Raw genomic sequence first — 24,358 nt, 5'->3', positions numbered from 1 at the left:
CGTCCCGCCGTCCGGGGCTCAGGCCGCGAACGGCGGGGTGAGGCCGGCCGGCGGCGGGTTGAGCCGTGCGAAGCCCTCCTGACGCTCGTACGGAAAGTGGGGGTACGGCGCGGTCCGCGCACTCGCCGCGTCCAGCCGGGCCACCTGTTCCGGCGCCAGTTCCCAGCCGACGGCGCCGATGTTCTGGCGGAGTTGCTCCTCGTTCCGCGCGCCGATGATCACGGAGGCGACGGTCGGCCGCCGGAGCAGCCAGTTCAGGGCGATCTGCGGGACGCTCCGGCCCGTCTCCCGCGCCACGTCGTCGAGCGCGTCGACCACCCGGTACAGGCGCTCCTCCTCGACCGGCGGACCGTAGTCGGCGGTTTCGTGCAGCCGGCTCCCGGCCGGCAGCGGCTGCCCGCGGCGCACCTTGCCGGTGAGCCGGCCCCAGCCGAGCGGGCTCCAGACCACCGCGCCGACGCCCTGGTCGATGCCGAGCGGCATCAGGTCCCACTCGTAGTCGCGGCCGACGAGCGAGTAGTGGACCTGGTGCGCCACGTACCGCGGGAAGCCGTGCTTCTCGGCCGTCGAGAGGGACTTCATCAGCTGCCAGCCCGCGAAGTTGGAGACGCCGATGTAGCGGATCTTCCCGGACCGTACGAGCTGGTCGAGGGTGCCGAGGACCTCCTCGACGGGCGTGCCCGCGTCGAACGCGTGCAGCTGGAAGAGGTCCAGGTGGTCGGTGCCGAGGCGGCGCAGCGCGTCCTCGGTCGCCCGGATCAGCCGCGGCCGGGAGGTGCCGGCGTCGTTCGGCCCGTCGCCCATGGGGAGCCCGGCCTTGGTCGAGAGGATGACCCGGTCCCGGCGGCCCTTGACCGCATGTCCGAGCACCTCCTCCGAAGCGCCGCCGGAGTACACGTCGGCGGTGTCGAACATGGTGATCCCGGCGTCCAGGGCGATGTCCACGAGTCGGCGCGCGGCCGTGGCGTCGGTGTTCCCCCACGCCCCGAAGAGCGGGCCGCGACCGCCGAAGGTGCCCGTGCCGAAGCTCAGCGCCGGGACGTTGAGGCCGGAGGCGCCCAACTGCCTGTATTCCATGGTGAGTCCCTCCCCATAGGTGACCCCGCATGTTCCTAATGGGTCAACCGTTCCGTTAAGGTGAGCGTTACCGTAACAGGGATCGGAAGCTAATGGAACGGGAGTCCCGATATGGCGAGTGCGGGTACGGAACGGCCGGGTGCCGAACAGCCGGGCACCGTCCGGCCCGGCGGGCGGACGGCCCGGGTGCGGGCGGCCGTATTGGAAGCGGCCGGTGACCTGCTGGCCGAGCGCGGCCTCGCGGGGCTGGACCTCGCCGAGGTCGCCCGCCGCGCCGACGTGGGCCGGACCACCGTGTACCGGCGGTGGGGGAGTGCGGTCGGCCTGGTGACCGACCTGCTGGCGGACATGGCCGAACAGTCCCTGCCGCGCACGGAGACCGGTTCACTGCTCGGCGACCTCACGGCCAACGCGGAACTGGTCCGGCGCACCCTCACCGACCCGCGCCAGGGCCCGCTGTTCAAGGCGGTGATCGCCGCGGCCACCAGTGAGGCGGAGGCGGCCGAGGCGCTGCACCGCTTCTACGCGACCCGCATCGAGGAGTGGGCCCCCTGTGTGCGGCAGGCCGCCGAGCGCGGCGAGGTGCCCGCCGGCACCGATCCGCACGAGGTGATCCGCGCGGTCTCGGCGCCGCTCTACTACCGAGTGCTGGCCAGCGGCGATCCGCTGGACGAAGCGGCGGCGGCGCGGGCGGCCGGAGCCGCGGCGGCCGCGGCCCGGGCAGGTGTGTACGTACGCGGCGGGCACCCGGAGGCCTGAGGCCGCCGGGCCGGGCCGGTCACCGTACGACGCGCAGCCGGAGGTTGGTCGACATCGGCCTCTCGGACACCTCCAGGCGTTCCAGCCGGACGTCGGCGCCGCCCGGCTGCGCGAAGAACCGCACCCCGTCGCCGAGCAGGACGGGGTGCACGAACACCAGGATCTCGTCGAGTTCCCCCGCGGCCAGGCACTGGCGGGCGAGGTCGGCGCCGAGCACGCTGACGTACTTCTCGCCCGCCGCCTCCTTGGCCGCCGCGATGCCGCTGGGCAGATCGCCGACGAAGGTCACGTCCGGGACCGCCTCGCGCGGCGGGTGGTGGGTGACGACGAACTGCGGCCCCTCCCAGCCCCCGCCGAACGCCTTCCCCTCCGCCTCGGTACCCTTGTTCGGATCGTCGCCGCGGAAGGTGCGATTGCCGATGAGCAGCGCGCCGACCTGCGGGATCAGCCGTTCCACATCCGGATCCGGGCCGAGGAACGGGACCAGCCAGGACATGTCCCCGCCGGGCCCGGCGATGAAGCCGTCCAGCGACATGCTCGCGGAGTACAGCAACGTGGCCATGTCCCCACGCTAGCCGTCGGCACCCGCCGGCGCCTCCGCGAAGACGCCCGTGTCCTGCGCGACCCCGCTGCGCGTATCGCTCCGCTCAGCGCTCGCGCATGACGAGCCGTCGGGCGAAGCGCAGCGAGTACGTGAAGAGGTCCGCGACCCGGTCGTCGGCGAGTCCGTGCCAGCCGTGGTCCGTATCCGGTTCCCGCCGCAGTTCGGCCGGTGCGCCGGCGGCCCGCAGCGCGTCCGCGAGGGCCTCGCTGTGGGTGCACGACACCATGGCGTCCGCCTCGCCGTGCACGAGGAGGAAGGGCGGGGCGCCGGCGTGCACATGGGCGAGCGGACTGGCGTTCCGGGCCCGTTCCGGGCAGTCGGCCGGGGCCGCGCCGAGCAGCAGCGCCTCGGGCGTACCGGCGTCGTGCGGGTCGAAGGGCCCGCGGGGCGTGGTCAGGTCGGCCGGTTTCGCGGGAGAGCAGCAGCGCGAGATCCGGGAAAACGGACCTGGGCCCGGCGTAGGACGAACACGTCCGGGGCCGGGCCCCGTACCCGGTTCCCGGTGTCGGCTCCGATATGGCGCCGCTTCGGTGTCGCGTCCGATCCGGTGAGGGGATCTAGCCGTGACGAAGTGAGTGCCGCTCTGTCAGTAGGCGTCAAGAAGCGACAAGCCGCGCCCCCGCCGAGGCCGGGATGCTGCGATGTGAGATATCCCGAGAGAGCAGGCAACAGGACGCCTCACCTTGACGAGGAGCGGATGATGCCGGGTGGGACGGTGGGGGCCGCCGGGGGCGGGCAGGGACTCTTCCGGGGGCTCCTGGAGGCGGCGCCGGACGCGATGGTCATAGTGGACGACAAGGGCATCATCCAGTTGGTGAGCGCCCGGATCGAAACGCTCTTCGGGTACGCGCGCGCGGAATTGCTGGGCCGGCCCGTCGAGACCCTCGTACCGGAGCAGTTCCGCACCCGGCACTCCGTGCACCGGCGCGGCTACGCGGACCGGCAGGAAGTCCGCGCCATGGGCGCCGGGATGGAGGTGCACGGGCTGCGCAAGGACGGCAGCCGGTTCCCCGTCGAGATCAGCCTCAGCCCGCTGGAGACCACCAACGGGCTGCTCATCTCCGCCACCGTCCGGGACGTCAGCGAACGCAAGGCCGCCGAGGCACGCATCAACGAACTCGCCGACCTCGTCGAGTCCTCGCACGACGCCATCCTCGCCAAGACCCCCGACGGCCACATCACCTACTGGAACGCAGCCTCCCAGCGCCTGTACGGCTACACCGTCGAGGAGGTGATCGGCCGGCACGTGTCCCTGCTCGTCACCCCGGACCGCCAGGACGAGATCGCCGGGATCCTGGACCGGCTGCGCCGCGGCGAGAAGATCGAGCACTTCGAGACCATCCGGGTCACCAAGAGCGGCCGTCTGCTGGACGTCGACGTGACCATCTGGCCGACCCGCGACGCCGACGGCACGGTCAGCGGCGCCTGCGCCGTCGCCCGGGACATCAGCGACCGCAAGCGGACCGAGGAAGAACTCACCAGGCTCTACAAGCAGCAGCGCGACATCGCCCTGACCCTCCAGCACAGCCTCATGGGCACCCCGCCCGAAGTGCCCGAACTGGACACCGCGAGCCGCTACCTCCCGGCGACGCAGGGGGCCGGAGTGGGCGGCGACTGGTTCGACCTCGTACCGCTGGGCGCCGGGCAGGTCGGCGTGCTCATCGGCGACGTCATGGGCCGCGGGCTGGAGGCGGCCGCCGTAATGGGGCAACTGCGGTCAGCCGCCAACGCCCTGGCCAGAACGGGCATGGCGCCGGACCGGCTCATGCAGGTACTGGACACGGTCGTCGCCGACCTCCCCGGCCAGCTCGTCACCTGCTGCTATCTGGTCATCAGGCCGGACGCCGGGCAGCTGACGATCTGCTCGGCCGGACACCTCCCCGTTCTGCTGGCCGCCCCCGGCGAGGGTGTGCGCACGCTGCCGGCCCCGGTCAGCGTGCCGCTCGGCGTCGGCGGCATTCCGCACCAGCAGGCCGCCGTCACCGTCCCGCCCGGCTCCGTCCTCGCCCTCTACACCGACGGTCTGATCGAGACCCCGGGCAGCGACATCGAGGACCGGCTATCCGCCCTGCGCGAGGAGTTCGCCACCGCCTTCAGCGCGGCGCAGGACCTGGAGGCCGCCGCCGACCGGCTCCTCGGCGCGCTGCTGCCGGGCGGTAAGCCGGACGACGACGATGCCACACTGCTGCTCCTGCGGTTTCCGGCCGGCCCGCTGGCCAGCGTCGTCACCGAGCTGCCCGCCACCCCTTCCGCGGTCTCCGACGGCCGGGCCTTCCTCGCCTCGGCCCTGCGCCGGTGGGGCCGCACCGAGGCGGCCGACGAGGCGTGCCTGCTCGTCTCCGAGCTCCTCACCAATGCGATACGGCACGCGGAAGGGCCGCTCCTGCTGCGGCTGCGCATGAGCCGCTCCGAACTCACCGCGGAGGTCAGCGACCGCAGCTCCCGCCGTCCCCGGCTCCGGCTCGCCGGCACGGACGAGGAGTCCGGCCGGGGCCTCTTCCTCGTCGACACCCTCGCCGACAGCTGGGGCACGCACCCGACGGACGACGGCAAGACCATCTGGTTCACCCTCCGGCTTCCGCAACGCCGCTGACGGGCGGGTCAGGGCGTCGGCCGCGGCGCAGGCCCCGCTTCCGCTCCTGCGGGCCGCTGCCCTCGGGGAGGGGGAGCGAGGACAGTATCCGACGGGTCTCGACCAGCAGTTCACCCATCGCGGCTGCGGACGGCCCGGTCTGCTCGCCGAAGGCGTCCGCCAGGCCGTTGTAGAGCTGCCAGGCATCCCGCGCCGCCCGGTGCTGCCGCTCCCGTACCGACGGCGTGTCCCCGGCCTCGTCGAACAGGTCGGCCTCGGCCGCGCACGCCTCCGCCGTCCGCTCGGCCAGCTCCGCGTACTGGTCGAGGAACGCGGGCGTGGGGCGGGCGAAATGGCTCTCCTCGTCCACCGACGTGGCCAGGGTCCGGGTGATGACCGACAGGTGCTCGGCGATGCCGTGCCAGCGGGCGTCCTCCGACTCCGGCGGGGGATGCGGGCCGGTCCGCCGGAGGTTCCAGGCCGGGTTGAGCCGCAGGCTCTCGTCGGTCCACTGCCGGGCGTCGGCCAGCTCGCGCAGGATCGGCTGGAGGCGCCGCGCCCGGTCCCGCCACTCCTCGGCCTCGGCCGTGCCCCAGTCCTCCCGCAGCTCCGCGGACATGTGGCGCAGCAGATCGGCACTGTCGCGCGGCAGGCGCTGCAACTGCTCACGGACGTTGCGCAGATGGACGGGCGGGAAGACGAACGCGTTCACGGTGATGCCGATGACGGCGCCGATGCAGGTCTCCAGCATCCGGTGGCCCACTTCGCTGAGCGAGTAGGCGCCGTACGTGATGACGAACAGCGCCGTCGTCGCCCCGTAGACGCCCTGCGTGCCGAAGCGGCGGTAGGTGCCCACCAGGGCCAGCACCGGCAGCGCGATCATCATGGCGCCCAGGGTGGAGCCGTTGGCCAGTGCCATGGCCAGGGACGCCCACACGGCGCCGATGACGATCACGCAGATCTGCTGGAGTCCGGAGCGCAGCGAGCGGTAGACCGTCGCGTCGACCAGCGCGAGCGCCGTCCACGGCGCCATCAGCGCCAGCGGGGCCTTCAGCCACCACCCGGCCAGCGCCCATGCGGCGATCGCCGCCCCCGCCATCTTCAGCGCCTGGACCATCGCGTCGCGCTCCGGGCCCGAGGCGCGCAGCGCGAAGCGCACCGTACGCCCGACCGCGGCAACCTCCCGCCGCGGCCATCGCCACCCGGCGGCGATCCGTTCCCACACCGTCAACCGCTCCTCTTCCCACTGTCCTGCGCACCGGCCGCACGCACGCCACCCACCTGGAGGGCGGGCGGCGGCTCCGCACGGGTGCACTCATTCCCGCCGAACAAACGGAAGCAAAGTGGCAAAAGATGCGCCGGGCGGGTGCCGGTCTCAGGGGGCGGCTCGGACCGGCCGGCCGGTCCGAGCCGATCAGGGCCGGAAAGGGGACGGGCCGAGTAAGATCTTTGGACATGTCGATCCCCGATGAGCTGCTCGTCGACATCGCCGCCAGGGTGGAGTCGGAGCAGAGCAACCAGATGTCCCTCACCGTGGTCGTCCGAGGTGCTGTCGTCACCGGCCGGCTGGCTCCCGAAAAGGTGTGGCGACAGCGTGTGGCCGAGGTGCTGGAGGAGTCGCAGCAGCTGGGCACCTTCGCCGCCCTCTTCAGCGCGGAGGGCCACGCTTCGGCCGGCCGCGACGGGGCCCCGCCCGACGGTGACGCGGCCCCCACCCACCTGCACTTCCACCTCGCGCGGATTCTGCAGGGCAGTGTCGGCATCCCCGAGACGGGGGGCATGTACCGCGTCGCCATCAAGGACGTGGGTGCCTGGACGGTGGGGGACTTCAGCTACTCCGATCACTGAGCCCGCGAGGGGGTGGCGGGCTGCGGCGCGTCGCCGTCGCCCGTGCCCCACGCGGACGGCTCGGGCCCGGTCGTGAAGGACAGCGTGCCGCCGCGGCGGATGTCGTCCGTCGTCAGCCAGGTACGGGACAGGCCGGCGCCGTCGAGCGAGACCGACTGCACGTACCGGTCGGTGCCGCTCGTCCCGGCGGCGGTCACGGTGAAGCGGCCCCGCGGGTAGTACGCCCGGTCGAGGGTCAGCTCCACCTTGTCGAAGACCGGCGTGGACAGGCCCCAGGTGTCGGTCCCGGGAAAGACCGGGAACACGCCGATGGCCGAGAGCACCATCCAGGAGGACATGGTGCCCAGGTCGTCGTTGCCGGTGACGCCGTCCGGCCCGTCGGTGAAGAGACCGAGCGCCGCGTGCACCACGTCGGTGGTCTTCCACGGCGTGCCGGTGGACAGGTAGGTGTACGGCGCTATCAGGTCGGGCTCGTTCTGCGGGTTGTACTTGTCCGCGTTGTAGTAGTCGTACGGGCCGTTGACCCACACCTCGCGGGCGGTCTTCGCCGGGTCCTTCAGCAGCTGGTCGTAGGCGAAGAAGGAGTCCAGGCGCCGCTCGGTCGCGTCGCGGCCGCCGATCAGCGACATCATGCCCGGCAGGTCCTGCGGCACCAGCCACATGTACTGCCAGGACGTGCCCTCGTGGAAGCCCACGCTCTTGGCCGGATCGGCGGGGCCGGTGAACTTCCCCGCGGTGTCACGGGCGCGGAAGAAGCCGGTGCCCGGGTCGAAGACGTCGCGGTAGTGCTGTGCGCGCTTCGCGTAGCGCGCGGCGTCGGCGGAGTGCCCCAGGTCCTTCGCCATTCCCGCCAGCGCGGCGTCGGCGAGCGCGTACTCCAGGGTGGCGGAGGCGCCGTGCTCGAAGTCGGAGTCGCCGGGCTTCTTCGCGTGGTCCGGCTGGTACGGCACGAAGCCGTTCTTCAGGTACTCCGCGTTGCCCATCCGCCCGGAGTAGGGCGAGTCGGCCGGCGGCACCCCGTCGGCGTTCTTCTTCAGCGCCCGGTACGCCTCCTCCTCGTGGCCCTTCAGCAGGCCCTGCCGGTAGGCGTTGGTGAGGAAGGGGGTGACCGGATCGCCGGTCATGATGTTGGTCTCGGCCGTGCCGTATCCCCACTTGGGCAGCCAGCCGCCCTGCCTGTCCACGTCCAGCAGCGACAGCGCCATGTCGCGGGACTCGCGCGGCGCGACCAGGGCGAGCAGCTGGGCCTGGGTGCGGTAGGTGTCCCACAGCGACCAGTTCTGGTAGTACGTGTGGCCCTTCGCGCGGTGCACCTTCCGGTCCCAGCCGGTGTAGCGGCCGTCCACGTCCTGGCCGGTGTTGGGGTGCAGCAGCGCCCGGTAGAGCGAGGAGTAGAAGACCCGCCGCTGCTCCTGGCTGCCACCGCTCACCCGCACCTTGGCCAGCCGCTCCTGCCAGGCGCGGCGCGCCGCGGCACGGGCCTCGCCGAATGAACCGCGGCCCTCGGCGGCGAGGTTGCGGGCCGCGCCCCGCTGGTCGACGTACGAGATCGCGGTGGTGGCCTCGACGTCCCGGTCGCCGCCGCGGGTGTCGAAGCGTACGTACGCGCCGCGCCGGCCGCCGCCCTCGGAGGACCGGCTGCCGGCCGACACCGTGTCGCCGCTCCAGGTGCCGGCGGACGTGAACGGCCGGTCGAAGCGGGTGAGGGTGTACACCGTGTACGGCTCGGTGTCCTGGCAGAAGCCCCGGCCGGTGACGGCGGCGGCGACGGTGCGGTCGTCGAGGATTCGCACGCTGCTGTCGGTCACCTTGTGCAGGGCCTGCCCGGTGTTCAGCAGGACGTTGGCCTTGTCGGTGGCGGGGAAGGTGTAGCGCTGCTTGCCGGTGTGCCGAGTCGCGGTCAGCTCGGCACGGGTCCCGCCGTAGCCGTCGAGCGTGACCCGGTACGAGCCGGGGCTCGCGCTCTCCTTCTCGTGGTCGAAGGGCGCGGCGTAGGTGGCGTTGTCGGTGCTGGTGATGTCCCCGGTCGTGGGCATGACGGGCAGATCGCCGCCCAGGCCGCAGCCGACGCCGGAGAGGTGCACGGCGGAGAAGCCGCGGATGCTCTTCTCGTCCCAGTCGTAGCCGGTGCTGTGCCCGGTGTCCGGCGAGAGCTGGACCATGCCGAACGGGACGGCCGCGCCGGGGAAGGTGTTGCCCTCGTTGCGGGTGCCGATGAACGGGTTGACCAGGCCGGTGAGGTCCTCGGTCGCGCCGGGCGGGGCCTGCGGCGCCGCGGTGGCGGGCGGCGTGGCGCACAGAAGGCCCGCGCAGAGCACCGTCACGAGCGGTCCGGCGAGGCGCCGAACGCGTGGGGCACGTATCACTTGCAGCCTCCGTACGAGGGCAGACAACGTTGTCAGGAACGGCCTTTACAGCGTTGTCATGCTCACCGTCGATGTCAATACCGCGGACCCGCCGGCACTCGTGTCTCACCCGGCCGGGCGCGCACCGGAGCCTGTGACGCGGTCTCATCCCACCTGTGGCGGCCGATCGTTGCGCGGACGGAACCCTGGACACCCCTCATGAGGCTGTGCTGTCATTCCGACGGCCCCTTCTTCCAACGTTGTACAAGCTCGGTGACGAGCTGCCCCGTTCTCGGCAATGGAGGAACCATGCGCACCAGACGCCTGGGCAGACAGCTGGCGTTACTGCTCACCACGGCCCTCGGCGTCACCGGCCTCGCCGCGGTCCCGTCCGCGTCGGCCGCCGGAGACCCGGCCGAACCCCAAGGCCTCAAGGGTGAGTACTTCACCCAGTCAGCGCCCGGAGCCTTCGACTTCCACGAGCTGAAGGCCACCGGCTTCGACCCGGCCATCGACTTCGACAACCTGGAGCCCCGGCTCCAGTCCGCCACCGGGCAGGCCGACGACGTCAGCATCCGGTGGACCGGCAAGGTGGTCCCCGAGAAGACCGGCCCCACCACCTTCTCGATCACCGGTGACAACGGCTTCCGGCTGTGGGTGGACGGCAAGCTCGCCATCGACCACTGGACCGACGACTGGGACAAGGAACAAACCTCCCAGCCGGTCGAGTTGACCGCCGGCAAGGCCTACGACATCAAGGTCGAGTACTTCGAGCACTACGGCGGGTCCAACCTCCACCTGCGGTGGACCGAGCCCGGCCAGGCCAAGGAGGCCATCCCCTCCTCGGCGTTCCGGCTGCCGGACGGCTACGAGTACAACGGCGCCCTCTCCGCCGACGTACTCAAGGACGGCCGCACGCTGCGCCTCGACTTCGCCCAGCCGCTCGCGAAGACCCCGGCCCGCCTCACCGACCACCTGCGGGCCGTCATCGGCGGCGCCGAATGGCCGCTGGGCACGGCGAAGGCCGACCCCGCCGACCCCACGGCCCTGCTGGTCGGCCTCAAGGAGCCGGTCGTCGGCAAGAAGGGCGGCGGCGCGCGCGGTCTCGCCGACGTCCGCTACGACGGCGAGGGCGGCCTGGACGGCGTGGACGGCACGGCTGTCGGCGCCTTCTGGGCGAGCGGCCCGAACCACTCCGAGTACGAGCTGCGCACCAAGTGGGCCGACAAGGTGGGGCCGGGCAACGCCCTTCCCGAGTATCCGCGCCCCCAGCTCACCCGCGACAAGTGGCAGAACCTCAACGGCCGTTGGGAGTTCCAGGCCGCGGAGTCCGGCGAGCAGCCGCCGGTCGGCAAGCGGCTCGACGAGAAGATCCTCGTGCCCTACCCGGTCGAGTCCCAGCTCTCCGGCATCGAACGCCACGAGGACCGGATGTGGTACCGCCGTACCTTCACCGTCCCCCGGGACTGGAAGGTCGGTGACGGCAAGCGGCTGCGCCTGAACTTCGGCGCCGTCGACTGGCAGTCCGAGGTGTACGTCAACGGCAAGAAGGTCGCCGCGCACAAGGGCGGTTACGACAAGTTCAGCGCCGACGTCACCGACGCGCTGAAGCCCGGCCGTAGCCAGGAGCTGATCGTCGGCGTCTACGACCCGACCGACGCCAAGAACGGGGAGAACCCGCCGGTCGGCAAGCAGCGGCTGGACCCCAGCGGCATCTGGTACACCCCGTCCTCCGGCATCTGGCAGACGGTGTGGATGGAGCCCGTCGCCGCCGACCACGCCGACTCGCTCAAGACCGTCCCGGACGTCAAGAACGGCCAGGTCACCGTCGAGCCGAAGGGTGTGCGCGACGGTGTGCCGGTCACGGCCGCCGCGTACGCGGGGAAGAAGAAGGTCGCCGAGGTGAGCGGCCGTACCGGTACGCCGCTCAAGCTGAAGATCGCCAAGCCGCGCCTGTGGTCGCCGGACGACCCGTTCCTCTACGGCCTCAAGGTCAAGGTAGGCAGCGACCGGGTCGGCAGCTACTTCGGCATGCGTTCCATCGGCGTCGAGAAGGTCGACGGCACCCCGCGCACCGTCCTCAACGGCAGGCCCACCTTCCTGATGGCCACGCTCGACCAGGGCTTCTGGCCGGACGGCCTGCACACCGCGCCCACCGACGAGGCCCTCGCGTACGACCTGAAGATGCACAAGGCGATGGGCTTCAACTCGGTGCGCAAGCACATCAAGGTCGAGCCCGACCGCTGGTTCTACTGGGCCGACAAGCTGGGCCTGATGGTCTGGCAGGACATGCCCGCCATGACCGCGGGCGTGAACCCGAATGCCGCCTCCCGCGCCGAGTACGAGCGGGAGATGAAGGAGATGATCGACGAGCACATCAGCAGTCCGTCGGTCGTCATGTGGGTCACCTTCAACGAGGGCTGGGGCCAGTACGACATCGGCCGCGTCGCCGAGCAGGCCAAGTCCTGGGACCCGACGCGTCTGGTGAACAACCAGTCGGGTCTCAACCTCGGGGCCGACGGCAACGCCGGTGACATCATGGACGAGCACGGCTACCCGAGCCCGGCCCTGCCGCCGCGCCCCGACGGCAAACGCGCTCTGGTGGCCGGTGAGTACGGCGGTCTCGGACTCGCGGTGCCGGGCCACGCCTGGTCGGTTCAGCAGTCCTACGTGGACGTCGACCCCACGACATACACCGACGACTACCTGACCAAGCTCGACGAGGTGCACAAGCTCGCCTGCAAGGGCGGTAACGGCGCCGTCTACACGCAGATCTCGGACGTCGAGGGCGAGCTCAACGGCCTGCTGACGTACGACCGCAAGGTCGTCAAGCCCGATGTGAAGCGGCTGAAGGCGGCCCACGAGGCGCTGATCCGCGACGCGTCGCAGGCCGTCCCGGCGGGCTGCCGGGCGTCCTGAGCCACCGGCGTCACCGGGCGACCGCGGCCCACGGTGCTCCGGCCCGTCCTCCGTCTAGCAGAATCGGGGGGCGGGCCGGTGGACCGGGCCGCGGTCCCTCTCTTTTCACCTGTCGCCGGAAGGAAACTCGTGCGGGTCAGCCTCAAGGACGTCGCCGCGCATGCAGGCGTGTCGATCAAGACCGTCTCCAATGTGGTGAACAACTACCGGCACGTCACTCCGGAGATGCGCGACCGCGTGCAGCGGGCCATCGACGAGCTGGGTTACCGGCCCAACCTGACCGCACGCCATCTGCGCAAAGGGCGCACCGGCATGATCGCCCTCGCGCTGCCCGAACTGGGCAACCCCTACTTCGCCGAGCTCGCCGCCGCGGTCATCGACGCCGCGGCCGAGCACGACTACATCGTGCTCCTGGACCACACCGGCGGCCGGCGCGCACAAGAGGTCCTGGTCAGCCAGGGATTCCGAGCCCGGGTGATCGACGGCCTGATCCTCAGCCCCATCGAGCTGGAGGCGGAGGACCTCCGCGACCGGACCGAGAACGTTCCGCTCGTCCTCCTCGGCGAGCGCCACTACGACCTGCCGTACGACCACATCGCCATCGACAACGTCGCCGCCGCGCGGCTCGCCGTCCGCCATCTGACCGGGCTGGGGCGGCGCGAGGTGGCCTTCATCGGCGCCCGCCGCGGCAACAGCCGACCGGCCGAACTGCGCGTACGGGGCTGGCGTGAGGAGCTGACCGCCGCGGGCCTGTCCTCCGACGAGGGCCTGGTCGCCACCACCGACGGCTGGGGGCACGCGGACGGCGCGACGGCCATGCACCGCATCCTGGAGACCGGGCGGCGGCCGGACGCCGTCTTCGCGTACAACGACCCGGTGGCGATCGGCGCGATGCGTGCCCTGTCCGAGCACGGTCTGCGGGTGCCCGAGGACGTCGCCGTGGTGGGCTTCGACGACGTGGAGGAGGGCCGGTTCGGCACGGTCACCCTCACCTCCGTCTCCCCGGACAAGGAGGCCATCGCCCGGCTCGCGGTGCAGTCGGTCCTGGCCCGGCTGAGCGGCGAGGCGCCCGAGCCCCGGCGTGTATGGGCGGACTACCGGCTGATCGAGCGCGAGAGCACACTGGGGCGCCCGGCAACCCCCTGAGGTCCGACGCTCCGCTGGAGTCCCGAGAGCGTGTCGCCCGACGGCTGTCCGGCGGTGACGGCCGTCGGGAACGGGACCGCCGGCCGGCCGCCGTCGATGACGAGGATGCGGTCACCCGACGTTCCTTTGCCGTAAGCGCCGTTCGCTTTCGACATGAAACACATTACGGGATTTCGCGGCCGGGAAAAGCATTTTCTTCTTGGGGTTCCATGAATTGCGCGTGAGGTAATTTCTCAGGATTGCCGGGGAGGTGCGGATCGGCTCACACGGAATTCATTACGCCACTCGCTCGGAATTTACCGAGGTAATTGACAGGAAAAGCAGCCGCCGGGGAGGCGGCGCTCGCGGAACGCTACGGTTCGACGGATTCCCGGGCGAGCAGGTCCTCCTGCGTTCGGGGGCGGTGCAGGACCAAAAGGGCCTGGTCGTCCTGAGGGGCGCTGCCGCTGTGCTGGCTCACGTCGCGGGCCAGGAAGTCCAGGACGGCCGCCGGCTCCGGCGGATAGCCGGTCTGGCGCAGGTAGGACCGCACCATGGCCGGGACGCGGTCCGCCGGGTCGTAGAAGACGCCGGCCCGGTCGCGGGCCTCGGTGACGCCGTCGGTGAAGCACAGCAGCATCGCCCCGGGCGGAAAGCCGTACGTCTCGACCGGCGACCGCCACGCCCCCAGGGCTGTGATGCCCAGCGGTGGCGCCTCTTCCGTCGGCTCCAGCACGCGCGCCTGCCCGTCCGCCTGCAGCAGCAGGGGAGCGGGATGGCCGCGGTTGACCAGCTGCACCCGGTCCAGGTCCGCGGTGAACTGGACGATCAGCGCGGTGGTGAACCCCTCCGTCTCGTCCAGCCCCTCCCTGCGCTGCCCCTCGCGCAGCAGTGCCTCCTCCATGCACTGCACCAGAGCGGGCAGGTCGGCCGAGTGGTCGGCGGCGTACCGGAAGGCGCCGATGTCGATGCTCACCGCGGACACGGCGGCCAGCCCCTTGCCGCGTACGTCGCCGACCATGGCCCGGACCCCGTACGGCGTGTCCTGCACGACGAACAGATCGCCGCCGATCAGCGCCATGTCCTCGGCCGGTACGTAGCGGGCGGCGATCCGCAGGGCGCCCAGCCGGCTCGGCGGCCTGGGCAGCACCGCGCGCTGCGCCACCTCCGCCGCGTACCGCGCCCGGCTCGCGCTGACGTGCTGGGAGTGCAGGGAGCGGTTCAGTCCGATGGCCAGTGCGGTGACGGCCGCAAGGGTGACCTGGTTGGCGACGCCGCGTTGCCAGCCGAAGGTATCGCTCACGTAGGCCAGCGCCGCGTGCACCGCCATCGCCACGAGGCCGGTGCACAGGATGCCGGGCGGCCGGAGGAGCGTCACCGCCGTCACCGGCGCCACGGCCAGCAGGGGAGCGGACGACATGGAGGGAGGCGTCAGCAGGTCCACCACCGTGGCGAGCACGATCACCAGGGCGGGGATCCACCGACGTGTGCGCGACCAGGCCATGAACTCCTTCACCAGGCCATTTTGCCCTCCCGGCCCGCACCCGGCAGCTCGCGGCGCGGCGACGGACCGGTCATCGTATTCTTTTCTCGGTAACGTGTGTCACCGGAGAACTGCTGTTCCCCCGCATCTCACGAGAAAGGCTCGTGATGCCGCTGCACACCGCGATCGCCTCGAAGCTGCACCTGCTGGAAGATCTGCCCAAAGGTTTCGACGGCCCCTTGACCCCGGAGCAGGAAGCGCGTCTCGCACGGTTCCACGAAGCGCCCGGCTATGCGCCGCCCGCGGCGGAAGTGGAGCCGGTAACCCTTCCCGGACGGCATGGGGAAGTGCCGGCGCGTGTCTATTCCGCTGCCCGTTCCACCCCCGCTTCCGACCGCTGCTTCGTCTGGGTGCACGGGGGCGGCTGGGTGTTCGGCGACCTCGACATGGCCGAGGCCGACTGGACGGCACGCGAGCTCGTGGCGCGGAGCGGTGCCACGGTGGTGAGCGTCGACTACCGCAAGGCCGTCAACGGCACCGCCTACCCGGTACCGCTGGACGACGTGGCCGACGCGCTCGCCTGGGTACGGGACCACCGCCGTGAGCTCGGTGCGGGGACCGCGGAGGGGGCGCTGTCCGTCGGCGGGGCCAGCGCCGGAGCCAACCTCGTCGCCGGTGCCGTGCTCCGGCTGCGGGACGAGTCGGGGTGGGCCCCTGCGCACGTGGTCCTCGCCTATCCGGCCGTCCATGCGGTACTCCCGGCGCCGTCCCCGCAGCTCACCGAGTTGATGGCCGGGGTCCCCAGCGCCGCCAGGCTCCTGGGTGACTTCGCGCGGGTCTTCGAGAACTATCTCGGCGGTCCGCTCAGCACGGCCGACGGATACGCGGCGCCCGCGCTGGCGGACCTCCGGGACTTTCCGCCCACCACCGTCCTGAACGCGGAGTACGACGACCTCCGGCCGTCCGGAGAGGCCTTCACCGCCGCACTGGCCACGGCCGGCACGGACGTCCGCCAGGTACTCGTACGGGGCACCCTGCACGGCTTCCTGACCCGCCCCGGCACCGAGGAACCCACGGACCTCGCACTGGAGGCGATGGCACATCATCTGACGACGGGCAAGACGCACCGTCCCAGCTGAAGCCCGGCCCTTACGTCGCCATCGGCACGTCACTCCAGCCCCGTGATCTGCCTCCGTGAGTTCAGCCCCAGCTTGTTCAGGATGTGCTCCACATGCGCGTCCGCCGTCCGCTTGGAGACGACGAGCCGCTCCGCGATCTCCTTGTTGGTCAGCCCCTCCGCGACGAGCGCGGCCACCTGCCGCTCCCGGTTCGTGAGCTCGCCGGGACGCCCGGTGCCCGCGCGGTCCCGCCCTCGTGGAACCGCCGCGACGGGCGCTTCCGGCACCCCGGAAGCGGCGGCAGCCATGGGGGGCGCTACCGCGGTGCCGGCCGGCGGGCCCGGAAGCACGTCCCGCTCCTCCACCGCGTACGCCACCGCTTCCGCGAGGTCCAGCGCCGCCCCGCGCGCGTGATGGTCCACGTACGCGGCGGAGCCCAGCGCGGTACGCGCCGTGGCCACTGCCGCGTCGTGCTCCGTGATCAGCGCCGGCACGTTGAACAGCCACGCGCCGCCGATCCTGACCCAGACCGCCTCGGCGGCACCCAGCAGCCAGGCGGCCCGCTCGCACCGCTCCGACCGGGCCGCCGACCAGGCCAGCAGTTCCATGGCGATGGCCGCGCCGAGCCTGTCGTCCACGGCCAGCTTCAGGGCCAGCGCCTCGCGGCCGAGCCGGTCGCGCTCCTCGGCCCGGGACTCGTCGTGCGACATCCACAGCGCCAACTGCCGATACAGCAGGCAGTAGCTGCGCGTCCAGCACTCACCGGTGGCCGTCTCCAGCGCGTCCAGCGCCTCCCCGGACACCTCCCACGCCCGCGCGACATCGCCGACCAGGGCCGCACCGAACGTCTGGATGAAACAGGTGATGGCCAGCCCGTCGCCGTCGCCGAGCTGACGGAAGCCGCTGCGCGCCGCGTCGAAGTCGCGGTCCGCCTCGTCCAGCCGCCCGCTGAGCAGCCGCAGGGTGCCGCGGAACTCGATCGCGTACACCGCACCGCGCCGGTCGCCGATCCGCTCGGCCATCGCCAGCGACTCCATGATGTACGGCTCGGCGTCGTCGTGCCGGCCCAGGACCGTCAGGATCCAGGTGAGGCGGTGCAGCGCCTCGACCCGCTCCGGGCAGTCGTGTGCCACCTTCGCCAGGCCGTGCTCCAGCCAGCGGGCGCCCTCCCGCAGCCGGCCCGTCATGATCCAGTGCGTCCACAGCCGGGTGGCCAGGTCCAGGCCGCGCAGGGTCAGTTCGGGGACGTCGGTGCCGGTGCCGTACTCCAGGGCGACCCGGAAGTCCTGGAGCCTGCGGGCGATGGCCGTCAGGTGCTCCGCCTGCCGGTCGCTGTGGAAGGGGCGGTCGGCGCGCTCCGCGAGCGCCGCGAAGTAGTCGAAGTGCGCGCGGCGGTACGCGTCCCCCTCCCCACTGGCTGCCATCCGCTCGGCGCCGTACTCGCGGAGGGTGTCCAGCAGCCGGTAGCGTGCCCGGTCCGCCTCGACGCGCAGCACCACCGACTTGTCGACCAGTCCGATGAGCTGCTCCAGCACCTCCTCGGCGGGCAGCTCACCGCCTCCGCACACGGTCTCGGCGGCCTCGGCGTCGAACTCCCCGGCGAACACCGTCAGCCGCCGCCACAGCACCCGCTCCTGCGGGGTGCACAGGTCGTGGCTCCAGTCGATGACGTCACGCAGCGTCCTGTGCCGGGGCACGGCCCCGCGACGGCCGCCGGTCAGCGCCTGGAACCGGTGCTCCAGACGGGCCGCCAGGTCGCTCAGCGGCAGCACCCGCAGCCGTACCACGGCCAGTTCGATCGCCAGCGGCATCCCGTCCAGCCGGCGGCAGACGGAGGTCACGTCCTCGCGGTTGGCTTCGGTGAGGGCGAAGCCGGGCACCACGGCGGCGGCCCGCTCGGCGAACAGCTGCACCGCCTCCCGGTCGGTGGGCAGCGGAGTGATCGAATAGACGAACTCTCCCGGCACGTCCAAAGGCTGGCGGCTGGTGGCCAGCACCGTGACCCCGGGCGCCATCCGCAGTAAGAGATCGGCAAGCATGGCGCACGCGTCCAGCAGATGCTCACAGGTGTCGAGGACGAGCAGCATCCGCTTGGGTGCGAGGTAGCCGACGAGGAGGCCGACCGGGTCGCGTTCGCCCTGCTCGGTGAGGCCGAGCGCGGCGGCTACCGTGTGCGGCAGCAGCACCGGATCGCGCAGCGACGACAGCTCGACGAAGCAGGCGCGGTCGGGAAACCGCGGCAGCGCGGCGCGGGTGGTCCGCAGCGCGAGCCGCGTCTTGCCCACCCCGCCGGGGCCGACGAGCGACACCAGCCGCCCTTTGTCGAACAGCGCGCCGATTTCCCGGAGTTCCCGTTCGCGTCCGATGAATCCAGTGACTTCGAGGGGCAGCCCGCCGGTCTGCTCTCTGACGTGTCCCAGCACCATCCTGTGCTCGCCCCTCCGTCTGTTCTGCGCCCGAATGGGACTACCTACGCTACGCCTCTGCAGCTCACCGATGTGGTTCCTCACCGAGTGGTCTCGCCGGTGGGTTCCCTGCCGCGTGATGGCCGCCACCGGCCTTCGCGCGGCGCCTCGACAGCCGGGCGGAGGCGAGCGGTTCGGAGTCGGGTTCGGGGAGGCCGCGTCGCCTCCGGAGCAGAAGAGCTGGGGCATGACCGGGACCGTCTCGCTGGCAGCACCTGGAGCGAGTCCACCTTAGCCACCCGCCGTCGCGCGGCGCGTGCATACGGTGAATCACGGTGCTGGTCAGGTGTCGCGCAGCAGCCAGGCCAGGCAGCGCCGTAGGAACTCCGGTTCCTCACCGAGCCGGTTCAGCCACTGCCGCCCGTGTGCCCGGGTGGACCACGGCATCCGGTACGTGGCGGCCTGCTGCCCCTGGGGCCGGATCAGCGCGTGCCGGTCGAGGCCGCGGAACGCCGTGGCCAGCACGTCGGCGGGCAGGCGCTCGTCGGCGCACACCTCTGTCGCGTCGGGCAGCCCGAAGGCACCGGGGAAGACGGCACAGCGCGCCCAGAGCCGCCGCTCCTCCCGCGTGCACAGCCAGTGTGTCCGCAGCAGGGAGTCGCGCAGGGTGCGCTGACGCGCGGGCAGGCCGGGCGCGGCCAGGTCGAGGACGGTCTCGGTACGGGAGACGAGGGACAGGACCTCCTCGGCCGAGTGGTGGGTGAGCTGCCCGGCCGCGATGCGCGCCGCGAGGGGGAGGCCGTCCAGGAAGGCGCAGATGCGCCGGGCGGTCTCGGTGGCCGGTACCTCCGCCACGCCCCACTGCCGAGCACTCAGCTCGAACAGCCGGGCCGTTTCGTCGAGCGTGAGCGAGCGCAGCGGGTAGTGGCCGTAGGTGGTCATCGGCGTACGGCCGGCGGCCAGCACGTGCAAGCCGGGGCAGCGCCCGACGAGTTCGGTCAGGGTCTCGGCGCAGGCCTCGGCGAGGTGCTCACAGGTGTCCACGACCAGCAGTGCCCGCGTATCGCCCAACGCTTCGGCCAGCGCTTGGAGGTGCGGACGGCCGGCGGACGTGTCTCCCAGCAGGGCCGTGGCCAGCCGGTCCGCCAGCAGCTTCGCATCGCGCAGCCGGGCCAGGTCGGCCCAACCCACCGCTTCCCACCGTCCGGGCCGCATGCGGCGGGCCAGTTCGGTGACGAGCGCGGTCTTGCCCACTCCGCCTGGCCCCGACACGGTGACCAGCCGTTCGGTCCGCAGCAGCCGCCCCGTCTCGGTCAGTGCCGTGTCCCGGCCGATCAGGTCGATCGCCTCCTGGCCGCTCGCCCCCGGCATGACTTCCTCCAGCAGTTTTCCGCCCGCGCGCCACCCATGTCCGCGAGCGCGCCCCACTCTGCGCCGCGCGGCCGGGCCGGACATCGGTAACCGGCCGGGATCGGTATACGTCGGTACACCGAACTCCCCGGGCCGGCCGGTGACCCGACCGGTAGCACCGGCGGGATCACCTTTGTTGCCCGCCTGCGAAGATGATCAACTGCGGGAGACACCGAGACGTACCCGGCCGCCACGGCGCTTACGGGACAGGGGAGGGCGAAGGACGTGCGCACGAGGCTGCGGGACCGGGTGCGGTACTGGTTCGACGGCACGATGGACCGCGGCACACCGGCCCTCATCGGCTGGCTGGCGCTCGCTTCGGTGGTCCTGGTCGCCCTGGTGTCCGGTCTGGTGGTGGCCCTCACCGACGAGGACACCGAGAAGAACGGCGGCTGGGCGGGCGTCGCCTGGATGAGCCTGCTGCGGACCCTCGACCCGGGCACGATGGGCGGCGACACCGGCCGGCCGGTGTTCCTGATCCTCATGCTGGCGGTGACGATCGGCGGCATCTTCATTGTCAGTGCCCTCATCGGCGTCCTGACCACGGGCCTTGAGGACCGGATACGCGAGCTGCGCAAGGGCAAGGGACGCCTTGTCGAGCGCGGCCACACCATCGTGCTCGGCTGGTCGGAGCAGGTGTTCACGGTGATCGCGGAGCTGGTGGAGGCCAACCAGAGCGAGCGGCGCTCCTGCGTCGTGATCCTGGCCGACCGCGACAAGGTCGACATGGAGGACGAGATCCGGCGCCGGATCCCGCGCACCGGCCGGACCCGGGTGATCTGCCGTTCCGGCAGCCCCCTCCGGCGGGAGGACCTGGAGCTGGTCAGCCCCGACTCCGCTAAGTCGATCATGGTGTTGCCGCCGGTCGGGGACGACGGCGACATCGACGTCATCAAGATGCTGTTGCTGCTGAGCAGCCGGGAGTGGCGGGGGCGGCTGCCGAACGTGGTGGCCGCGGTGCAGAGTTCGGAGAACCTGGCGGCGGCCCGGCTGGCCGCGGGCCGGACGGCGCTGGTGATCGACGCGGACGACATCGCCGTACGGCTGATCGTGCAGTCCCACCGGCAGGCGGGACTGTCCGCCGTCTTCAACGAACTGCTCAGCTTCGTCGGCAACGAGATCTACCCGTGGCACGAGCCCTCCCTCGTCGGCTCGACCTTCGGGGACACGCTCGACCGGTTCGGCCTCGGCATGCCGATCGGCCTGCGCAGGGACGGCGACATGCTGGTCAACCCGCCGATGGACACCGTCATCGCGGCGGGCGACCGGCTGCTGATGGTCGCGGAGGACGACCTGCTGATCCGGCTCTCGCAAGCCCGGCCCGAGATCGTCCCGTCCGCGATCGCCGCGGCATCGGACCGCCCCTCCGTACCGGACCGCACGCTCGTCATCGGCTGGAACTCCCGCGCCCCGAAAATCATCAGCCTGCTGGACGCCTCGTGGAACCGGGGTCCGTCGTCGACATAGCGGCCGCCCGGCAGCCGTCGGAGGGCCGGTGGCGGGACCGGCTGGAGAACCTGACCGTGGGGTACCAGCACTGCGTGCCGACCCGCAGGTCCTCGCTGGAAGCCGTCGGCATCGACAGCTACCGCCATGTCGTCGTGCTGACGGACGACGGGATCGACCCCGGACGCGCCGACGACCACACCCTGGTGACCCTGCTCCACCTGCGGGACATCGGGATGCGGCTGGGCGATCCGTACTCCATCGTCACCGAGATGAACGACGACGCCAACCGCGAGGTCGCCCAGGTCACCGAGGCGGACGACTTCATCGTCTCCACCAAGGTGATCAGCCTGCTGCTCACCCAGCTCACCGAGAACCGCCATCTGTACGCGGTGTTCGCCGACCTCTTCGACCCCGAGGGCTCGGAGATCTACCTCAAGCCCGCCGCCGACTACCTCGTCCCCGGGGCGCGGGCGAACTTCGCCACCGTCATCGAGGCGGCCCGCCGGCGCGGCGAGACGGCCATCGGCTACCGCCTCGCCCGCCACAGCGACGAGCCGCCCACGTACGGCGTGCGGCTCAACCCCGACAAGGCCGCCCCGCTGAGCCTGGGGGAGGAGGACGCCATCGTCGTCCTCGCGGAGCAGTAGACCAGTAGACCCGGTACGCCGAGCGGCAGACCTGTGGACCCGGTACGCCGAGCGGCAGACCTGTGGACCCGGTACGCCGAGCGGTGGACCGATACCCGGTCAGGGGCTGCCGTCGGGCTGTTCCCGCGTCGGCACCGGCGGTGCGGGCTGTGCGGACGATGCGGGCGGTGTGTCGTCCGTCTTCATCGCCTTGGCCTCGCTCTTGAGGATGCGCAGTGACTTCCCCAAGGAGCGGGCGGTGTCCGGGAGTTTCTTGGCGCCGAACAGCAGGATGAACATCACTGCCACGATCAGCAGATGCCACGGCTCCAGTCCGTTGCGCAACATTCCGCTCACCTTCCTCGTGTCGACGGCGGGCCCGCCCCGGGTGTGCCCCCTGGGGCGGCGCCCGATCTTTTACTTGCTACATTGCGCAACTGTACAACTGTTGGCGGGGCCGGCCGTGCCGTTCGCCCTGCCGCGGGAACCTGACGGGTGAGGGCGCAACATGACGACAAGCCATCGGACGGCAGCACCGCGCCACGGTGGCGCACGGTCCGCGGCCCGCAGCCGACGGCGGAAGCGCGGCTGGGCGCGGCGCACGCTCGTCATCGCGCTGTCCCTGCTGGTGCTCGCGGCGGCCGGGGTGGGCTGGCTCTACCTGAAGCTCGGCGGTGACATCTCCGCCTTCGACGCGGACGGGTTGTCCAGCGACCGGCCGGACGCGTCGTCCAACGGACAGAACGTGCTGGTCATCGGCTCGGACGCGCGGACCGGCAACAACCGGGCGCTGGGCGGCGGGAAGAAGGGGGACATCGGCCGGTCCGACACGGCCTTCCTCCTGCACGTGTACGCCGACCACAAGCACGCCCTCGCGGTGTCGGTACCGCGCGACGCCCTCGTGGACATACCGGCCTGCCGGCTGCCGGACGGATCGTGGACCGCGCCGCGGCACCACGCCATGTTCAACTCGGCGTTCTCCGTCGGCGAGACCGCGCAGGGGAACCCCGCGTGCACCCAGAACACCGTCGAGAAGCTCACCGGCGTACGCGTCGACCACACCGTCGTCGTCGACTTCCAGGGCTTCGCCGCGCTGACGGAGGTCGTCGGCGGGGTGCGGGTGTGCCTGCCGCAGGACGTGTACGAGAAGGACCTCAACCCGCATCGCACCGAGCGCGGCAAGCGGATCTTCGCCAAGGGCGAGCAGGACGTCTCCGGGCAGCGTGCGCTGGACTACGTACGCCTGCGGCACGGCATCGGCGACGGCTCGGACATCGGCCGCATCAAACGGCAGCAGGCGTTCGTCGCCGCCCTCCTCAAGAAGGTGAAGAGCGACGGACTCACCCCCGGCAAGCTGCTGCCGCTCACGGACGCCGCAGTCGGGGCGATGACCGTCGACCCGGGCCTGGACTCGGCGGACAAGCTGCTCTCCTTCGTCCTCTCGCTGAAGGACATCGACCTGCGGAACACGAAGTTCGTCACGGTGCCCTGGCGGTACGAGGGCGCGCGGGTGGCGATCGTCGAGCCGGACGCGGACGCGCTGTGGGCGGCGCTCCGGGAGGACCGGACGATCGACGGCGAGGACGCCGGCGGCAAGAGCACAGGTTCCCCGTCGCCCTCGCCCTCGCCGGAACCGGTGTCCGGCGCGGGCGTCGAGGTGGCCGTCTACAACGGCACCACCGTCACCGGCCTCGCCGCCCAGGGCGCGCAGGCGCTGAAGGACCACGGGTTCACCGTCACCGGCACCGCCACCGCGAGCAGCCAGGACCTGGCCGCCACCCGCATCCGGTACGGGCCCGGTGAGGAGGACCACGCCCGCACCGTCGCACGCCTCTTCCCCGGCGCGGAACTCCGCTCCGGGAGCGCACCGGGCATCAGTGTGACCCTGGGCCGGTCGTACGCGGACGACCCGTCCGCCGCCTCCGGCGAGTCTTCCGACGTGCCCGCGAAGGTGCCGTCCGAGGTGGCCGACGACGCCCGCTCGGCCGCCGACTCGCCCTGCTCCCGGCTTTCCTACGGCTGAGCCGGGGGAGCGGCGGCGCTCCCGAAGGCGGGCCCGGGCCTGCCCCGGGCACCGCACACCGGGCAGGCCGCAGCACAATGGGCCCATGCGTATCCGAGCGGCCCGGGCCGACGAACTGTCCCGCCTCCAGGACATCGAGAGAGCCGCCGGGCGGTGCTTCCGCGACATCGGCATGCCGGAGATCGCCGACGACGCACCGCCCCCGCTCGCCGTACTCGGCCGCCACCAGCAGGCGGGTCTGGCCTGGGTCGCCGCCGACCGGACCGACACCCCGGTCGGCTATCTCATCGCCTCGTACGTCGACGGCAACCTGCACGTCGACCAGGTCTCGGTGCACCCGGACAGCGCACGCCAGGGCATCGGCCGCGCGCTGCTCGACCGCCTCACGGAGTACGCGGTGGGGCGTGAGGTGCCCGCCCTGACCCTCACCTCCTTCGCCGAAGTCCCGTGGAACGCGCCGTACTACGCGCGCTGCGGCTTCCGCGTCCTCGGCGACGCGGAGATCGGTGCCGGCCTGCGGGAAACCCGGCGCGAGGAGGCCGCCCAGGGCCTGGACCGGTGGCCCCGTGTCTGCATGCGCAGAGACGTCTGAAGC

The 24,358-nt window shown here is 71.8% G+C and carries 19 protein-coding genes; 10 read left to right on the top strand and 9 right to left on the bottom strand.

Features of this window, described 5'->3' with window-relative positions; all coding sequences use genetic code 11:
• Window positions 1-18 precede the first annotated feature (18 nt).
• The gene (locus ACIGQF_RS36030; RefSeq protein ID WP_399719518.1) at window positions 19-1,077 is read right to left on the bottom strand and encodes an aldo/keto reductase; all 1,059 of its coding nucleotides are present in this window, start codon (window positions 1,075-1,077) and stop codon (window positions 19-21) included.
• Window positions 1,078-1,188: 111 nt separating this feature from the next.
• On the opposite strand from ACIGQF_RS36030, the gene ACIGQF_RS36025 reads away from it, so the two are divergent.
• Window positions 1,189-1,836: a TetR/AcrR family transcriptional regulator gene (locus ACIGQF_RS36025; protein ID WP_399719515.1), complete on the top strand. Its 648-nt coding sequence runs from the start codon at window positions 1,189-1,191 to the stop codon at window positions 1,834-1,836.
• Between the two features lie 19 nt (window positions 1,837-1,855).
• Here the strand turns inward: ACIGQF_RS36025 and ACIGQF_RS36020 are convergent, their stop codons facing one another.
• Together ACIGQF_RS36020 and ACIGQF_RS36015 are read right to left on the bottom strand one after the other, a co-directional pair.
• The gene (locus ACIGQF_RS36020) at window positions 1,856-2,398 is read right to left on the bottom strand and encodes a dihydrofolate reductase family protein (protein WP_399719512.1); all 543 of its coding nucleotides are present in this window, start codon (window positions 2,396-2,398) and stop codon (window positions 1,856-1,858) included.
• A gap of 85 nt (window positions 2,399-2,483) precedes the next feature.
• Window positions 2,484-2,873, bottom strand: a complete 390-nt coding sequence (locus ACIGQF_RS36015; RefSeq protein WP_399719647.1) for a prolyl oligopeptidase family serine peptidase — start codon at window positions 2,871-2,873, stop codon at window positions 2,484-2,486.
• A gap of 267 nt (window positions 2,874-3,140) precedes the next feature.
• On the opposite strand from ACIGQF_RS36015, the gene ACIGQF_RS36010 reads away from it, so the two are divergent.
• Window positions 3,141-5,033 carry a PAS domain S-box protein gene (locus ACIGQF_RS36010; RefSeq protein WP_399719510.1) on the top strand — a complete coding sequence of 631 codons (1,893 nt, stop codon included), beginning with the start codon at window positions 3,141-3,143 and terminating at the stop codon, window positions 5,031-5,033.
• On the opposite strand, the gene ACIGQF_RS36005 is transcribed toward ACIGQF_RS36010, so the two are convergent.
• Complete coding sequence (locus tag ACIGQF_RS36005; RefSeq protein ID WP_399719507.1) at window positions 5,005-6,237, bottom strand: aromatic acid exporter family protein; 1,233 nt, start codon at window positions 6,235-6,237, stop codon at window positions 5,005-5,007. The two genes, ACIGQF_RS36010 and ACIGQF_RS36005, sit on opposite strands and share 29 nt — an antisense overlap.
• Window positions 6,238-6,467: 230 nt before the next feature.
• On the opposite strand from ACIGQF_RS36005, the gene ACIGQF_RS36000 reads away from it, so the two are divergent.
• Window positions 6,468-6,860 (top strand): hypothetical protein, encoded by a 393-nt coding sequence (locus tag ACIGQF_RS36000; RefSeq protein ID WP_361566303.1) that lies wholly within the window; start codon window positions 6,468-6,470, stop codon window positions 6,858-6,860.
• On the opposite strand, the gene ACIGQF_RS35995 is transcribed toward ACIGQF_RS36000, so the two are convergent.
• Entirely contained in the window at window positions 6,854-9,160 is a 2,307-nt protein-coding gene (locus ACIGQF_RS35995) for a GH92 family glycosyl hydrolase (RefSeq protein ID WP_399719644.1), read from the bottom strand. The genes ACIGQF_RS36000 and ACIGQF_RS35995 overlap by 7 nt on opposite strands.
• 354 nt (window positions 9,161-9,514) lie before the next feature.
• On the opposite strand from ACIGQF_RS35995, the gene ACIGQF_RS35990 reads away from it, so the two are divergent.
• On the top strand, window positions 9,515-12,124 hold the full coding sequence (locus ACIGQF_RS35990; protein WP_399719503.1) for a PA14 domain-containing protein: 2,610 nt from the start codon (window positions 9,515-9,517) through the stop codon (window positions 12,122-12,124).
• A 129-nt stretch (window positions 12,125-12,253) separates the two neighbouring features.
• Entirely contained in the window at window positions 12,254-13,270 is a 1,017-nt protein-coding gene (locus ACIGQF_RS35985) for a LacI family DNA-binding transcriptional regulator (protein WP_399719500.1), read from the top strand.
• 352 nt (window positions 13,271-13,622) lie between these two features.
• Here the strand turns inward: ACIGQF_RS35985 and ACIGQF_RS35980 are convergent, their stop codons facing one another.
• Window positions 13,623-14,753, bottom strand: a complete 1,131-nt coding sequence (locus tag ACIGQF_RS35980) for a PP2C family protein-serine/threonine phosphatase (protein ID WP_399719641.1) — start codon at window positions 14,751-14,753, stop codon at window positions 13,623-13,625.
• Between the two features lie 146 nt (window positions 14,754-14,899).
• Between ACIGQF_RS35980 and ACIGQF_RS35975 the strand changes: the two genes are divergently transcribed.
• Window positions 14,900-15,871, top strand: coding sequence for an alpha/beta hydrolase (locus ACIGQF_RS35975; protein WP_399719498.1), 972 nt, complete (start codon window positions 14,900-14,902; stop codon window positions 15,869-15,871).
• A 29-nt stretch (window positions 15,872-15,900) separates the two neighbouring features.
• Here the strand turns inward: ACIGQF_RS35975 and ACIGQF_RS35970 are convergent, their stop codons facing one another.
• Window positions 15,901-18,276 carry a LuxR C-terminal-related transcriptional regulator gene (locus ACIGQF_RS35970; protein ID WP_399719495.1) on the bottom strand — a complete coding sequence of 792 codons (2,376 nt, stop codon included), beginning with the start codon at window positions 18,274-18,276 and terminating at the stop codon, window positions 15,901-15,903.
• A gap of 321 nt (window positions 18,277-18,597) precedes the next feature.
• Window positions 18,598-19,626 carry an ATP-binding protein gene (locus ACIGQF_RS35965; protein ID WP_399719492.1) on the bottom strand — a complete coding sequence of 343 codons (1,029 nt, stop codon included), beginning with the start codon at window positions 19,624-19,626 and terminating at the stop codon, window positions 18,598-18,600.
• A gap of 264 nt (window positions 19,627-19,890) precedes the next feature.
• On the opposite strand from ACIGQF_RS35965, the gene ACIGQF_RS35960 reads away from it, so the two are divergent.
• On the top strand, window positions 19,891-21,132 hold the full coding sequence (locus tag ACIGQF_RS35960; RefSeq protein ID WP_399719489.1) for a hypothetical protein: 1,242 nt from the start codon (window positions 19,891-19,893) through the stop codon (window positions 21,130-21,132).
• Window positions 21,105-21,761, top strand: a complete 657-nt coding sequence (locus ACIGQF_RS35955; protein WP_399719486.1) for a hypothetical protein — start codon at window positions 21,105-21,107, stop codon at window positions 21,759-21,761. Before ACIGQF_RS35960 ends, ACIGQF_RS35955 begins: the two co-directional genes overlap by 28 nt.
• 99 nt (window positions 21,762-21,860) lie before the next feature.
• Here the strand turns inward: ACIGQF_RS35955 and tatA are convergent, their stop codons facing one another.
• A complete protein-coding gene (gene tatA, locus ACIGQF_RS35950) occupies window positions 21,861-22,088 on the bottom strand; it encodes a Sec-independent protein translocase subunit TatA (RefSeq protein ID WP_399719483.1) in 228 nt (75 codons plus the stop codon).
• A gap of 160 nt (window positions 22,089-22,248) precedes the next feature.
• Here tatA and ACIGQF_RS35945 point away from each other — a divergent pair, with 160 nt between their 5' ends.
• Together ACIGQF_RS35945 and ACIGQF_RS35940 are read left to right on the top strand one after the other, a co-directional pair.
• Window positions 22,249-23,763, top strand: coding sequence for an LCP family protein (locus ACIGQF_RS35945; RefSeq protein WP_399719481.1), 1,515 nt, complete (start codon window positions 22,249-22,251; stop codon window positions 23,761-23,763).
• A gap of 85 nt (window positions 23,764-23,848) precedes the next feature.
• On the top strand, window positions 23,849-24,355 hold the full coding sequence (locus ACIGQF_RS35940) for a GNAT family N-acetyltransferase (protein WP_399719478.1): 507 nt from the start codon (window positions 23,849-23,851) through the stop codon (window positions 24,353-24,355).
• Window positions 24,356-24,358: the final 3 nt, after the last annotated feature.

The organism is Streptomyces sp. NPDC053560, from assembly GCF_044544605.1.
Classification (GTDB): domain Bacteria; phylum Actinomycetota; class Actinomycetes; order Streptomycetales; family Streptomycetaceae; genus Streptomyces.
This window is presented reverse-complemented; position numbering and strand designations above follow the sequence as displayed.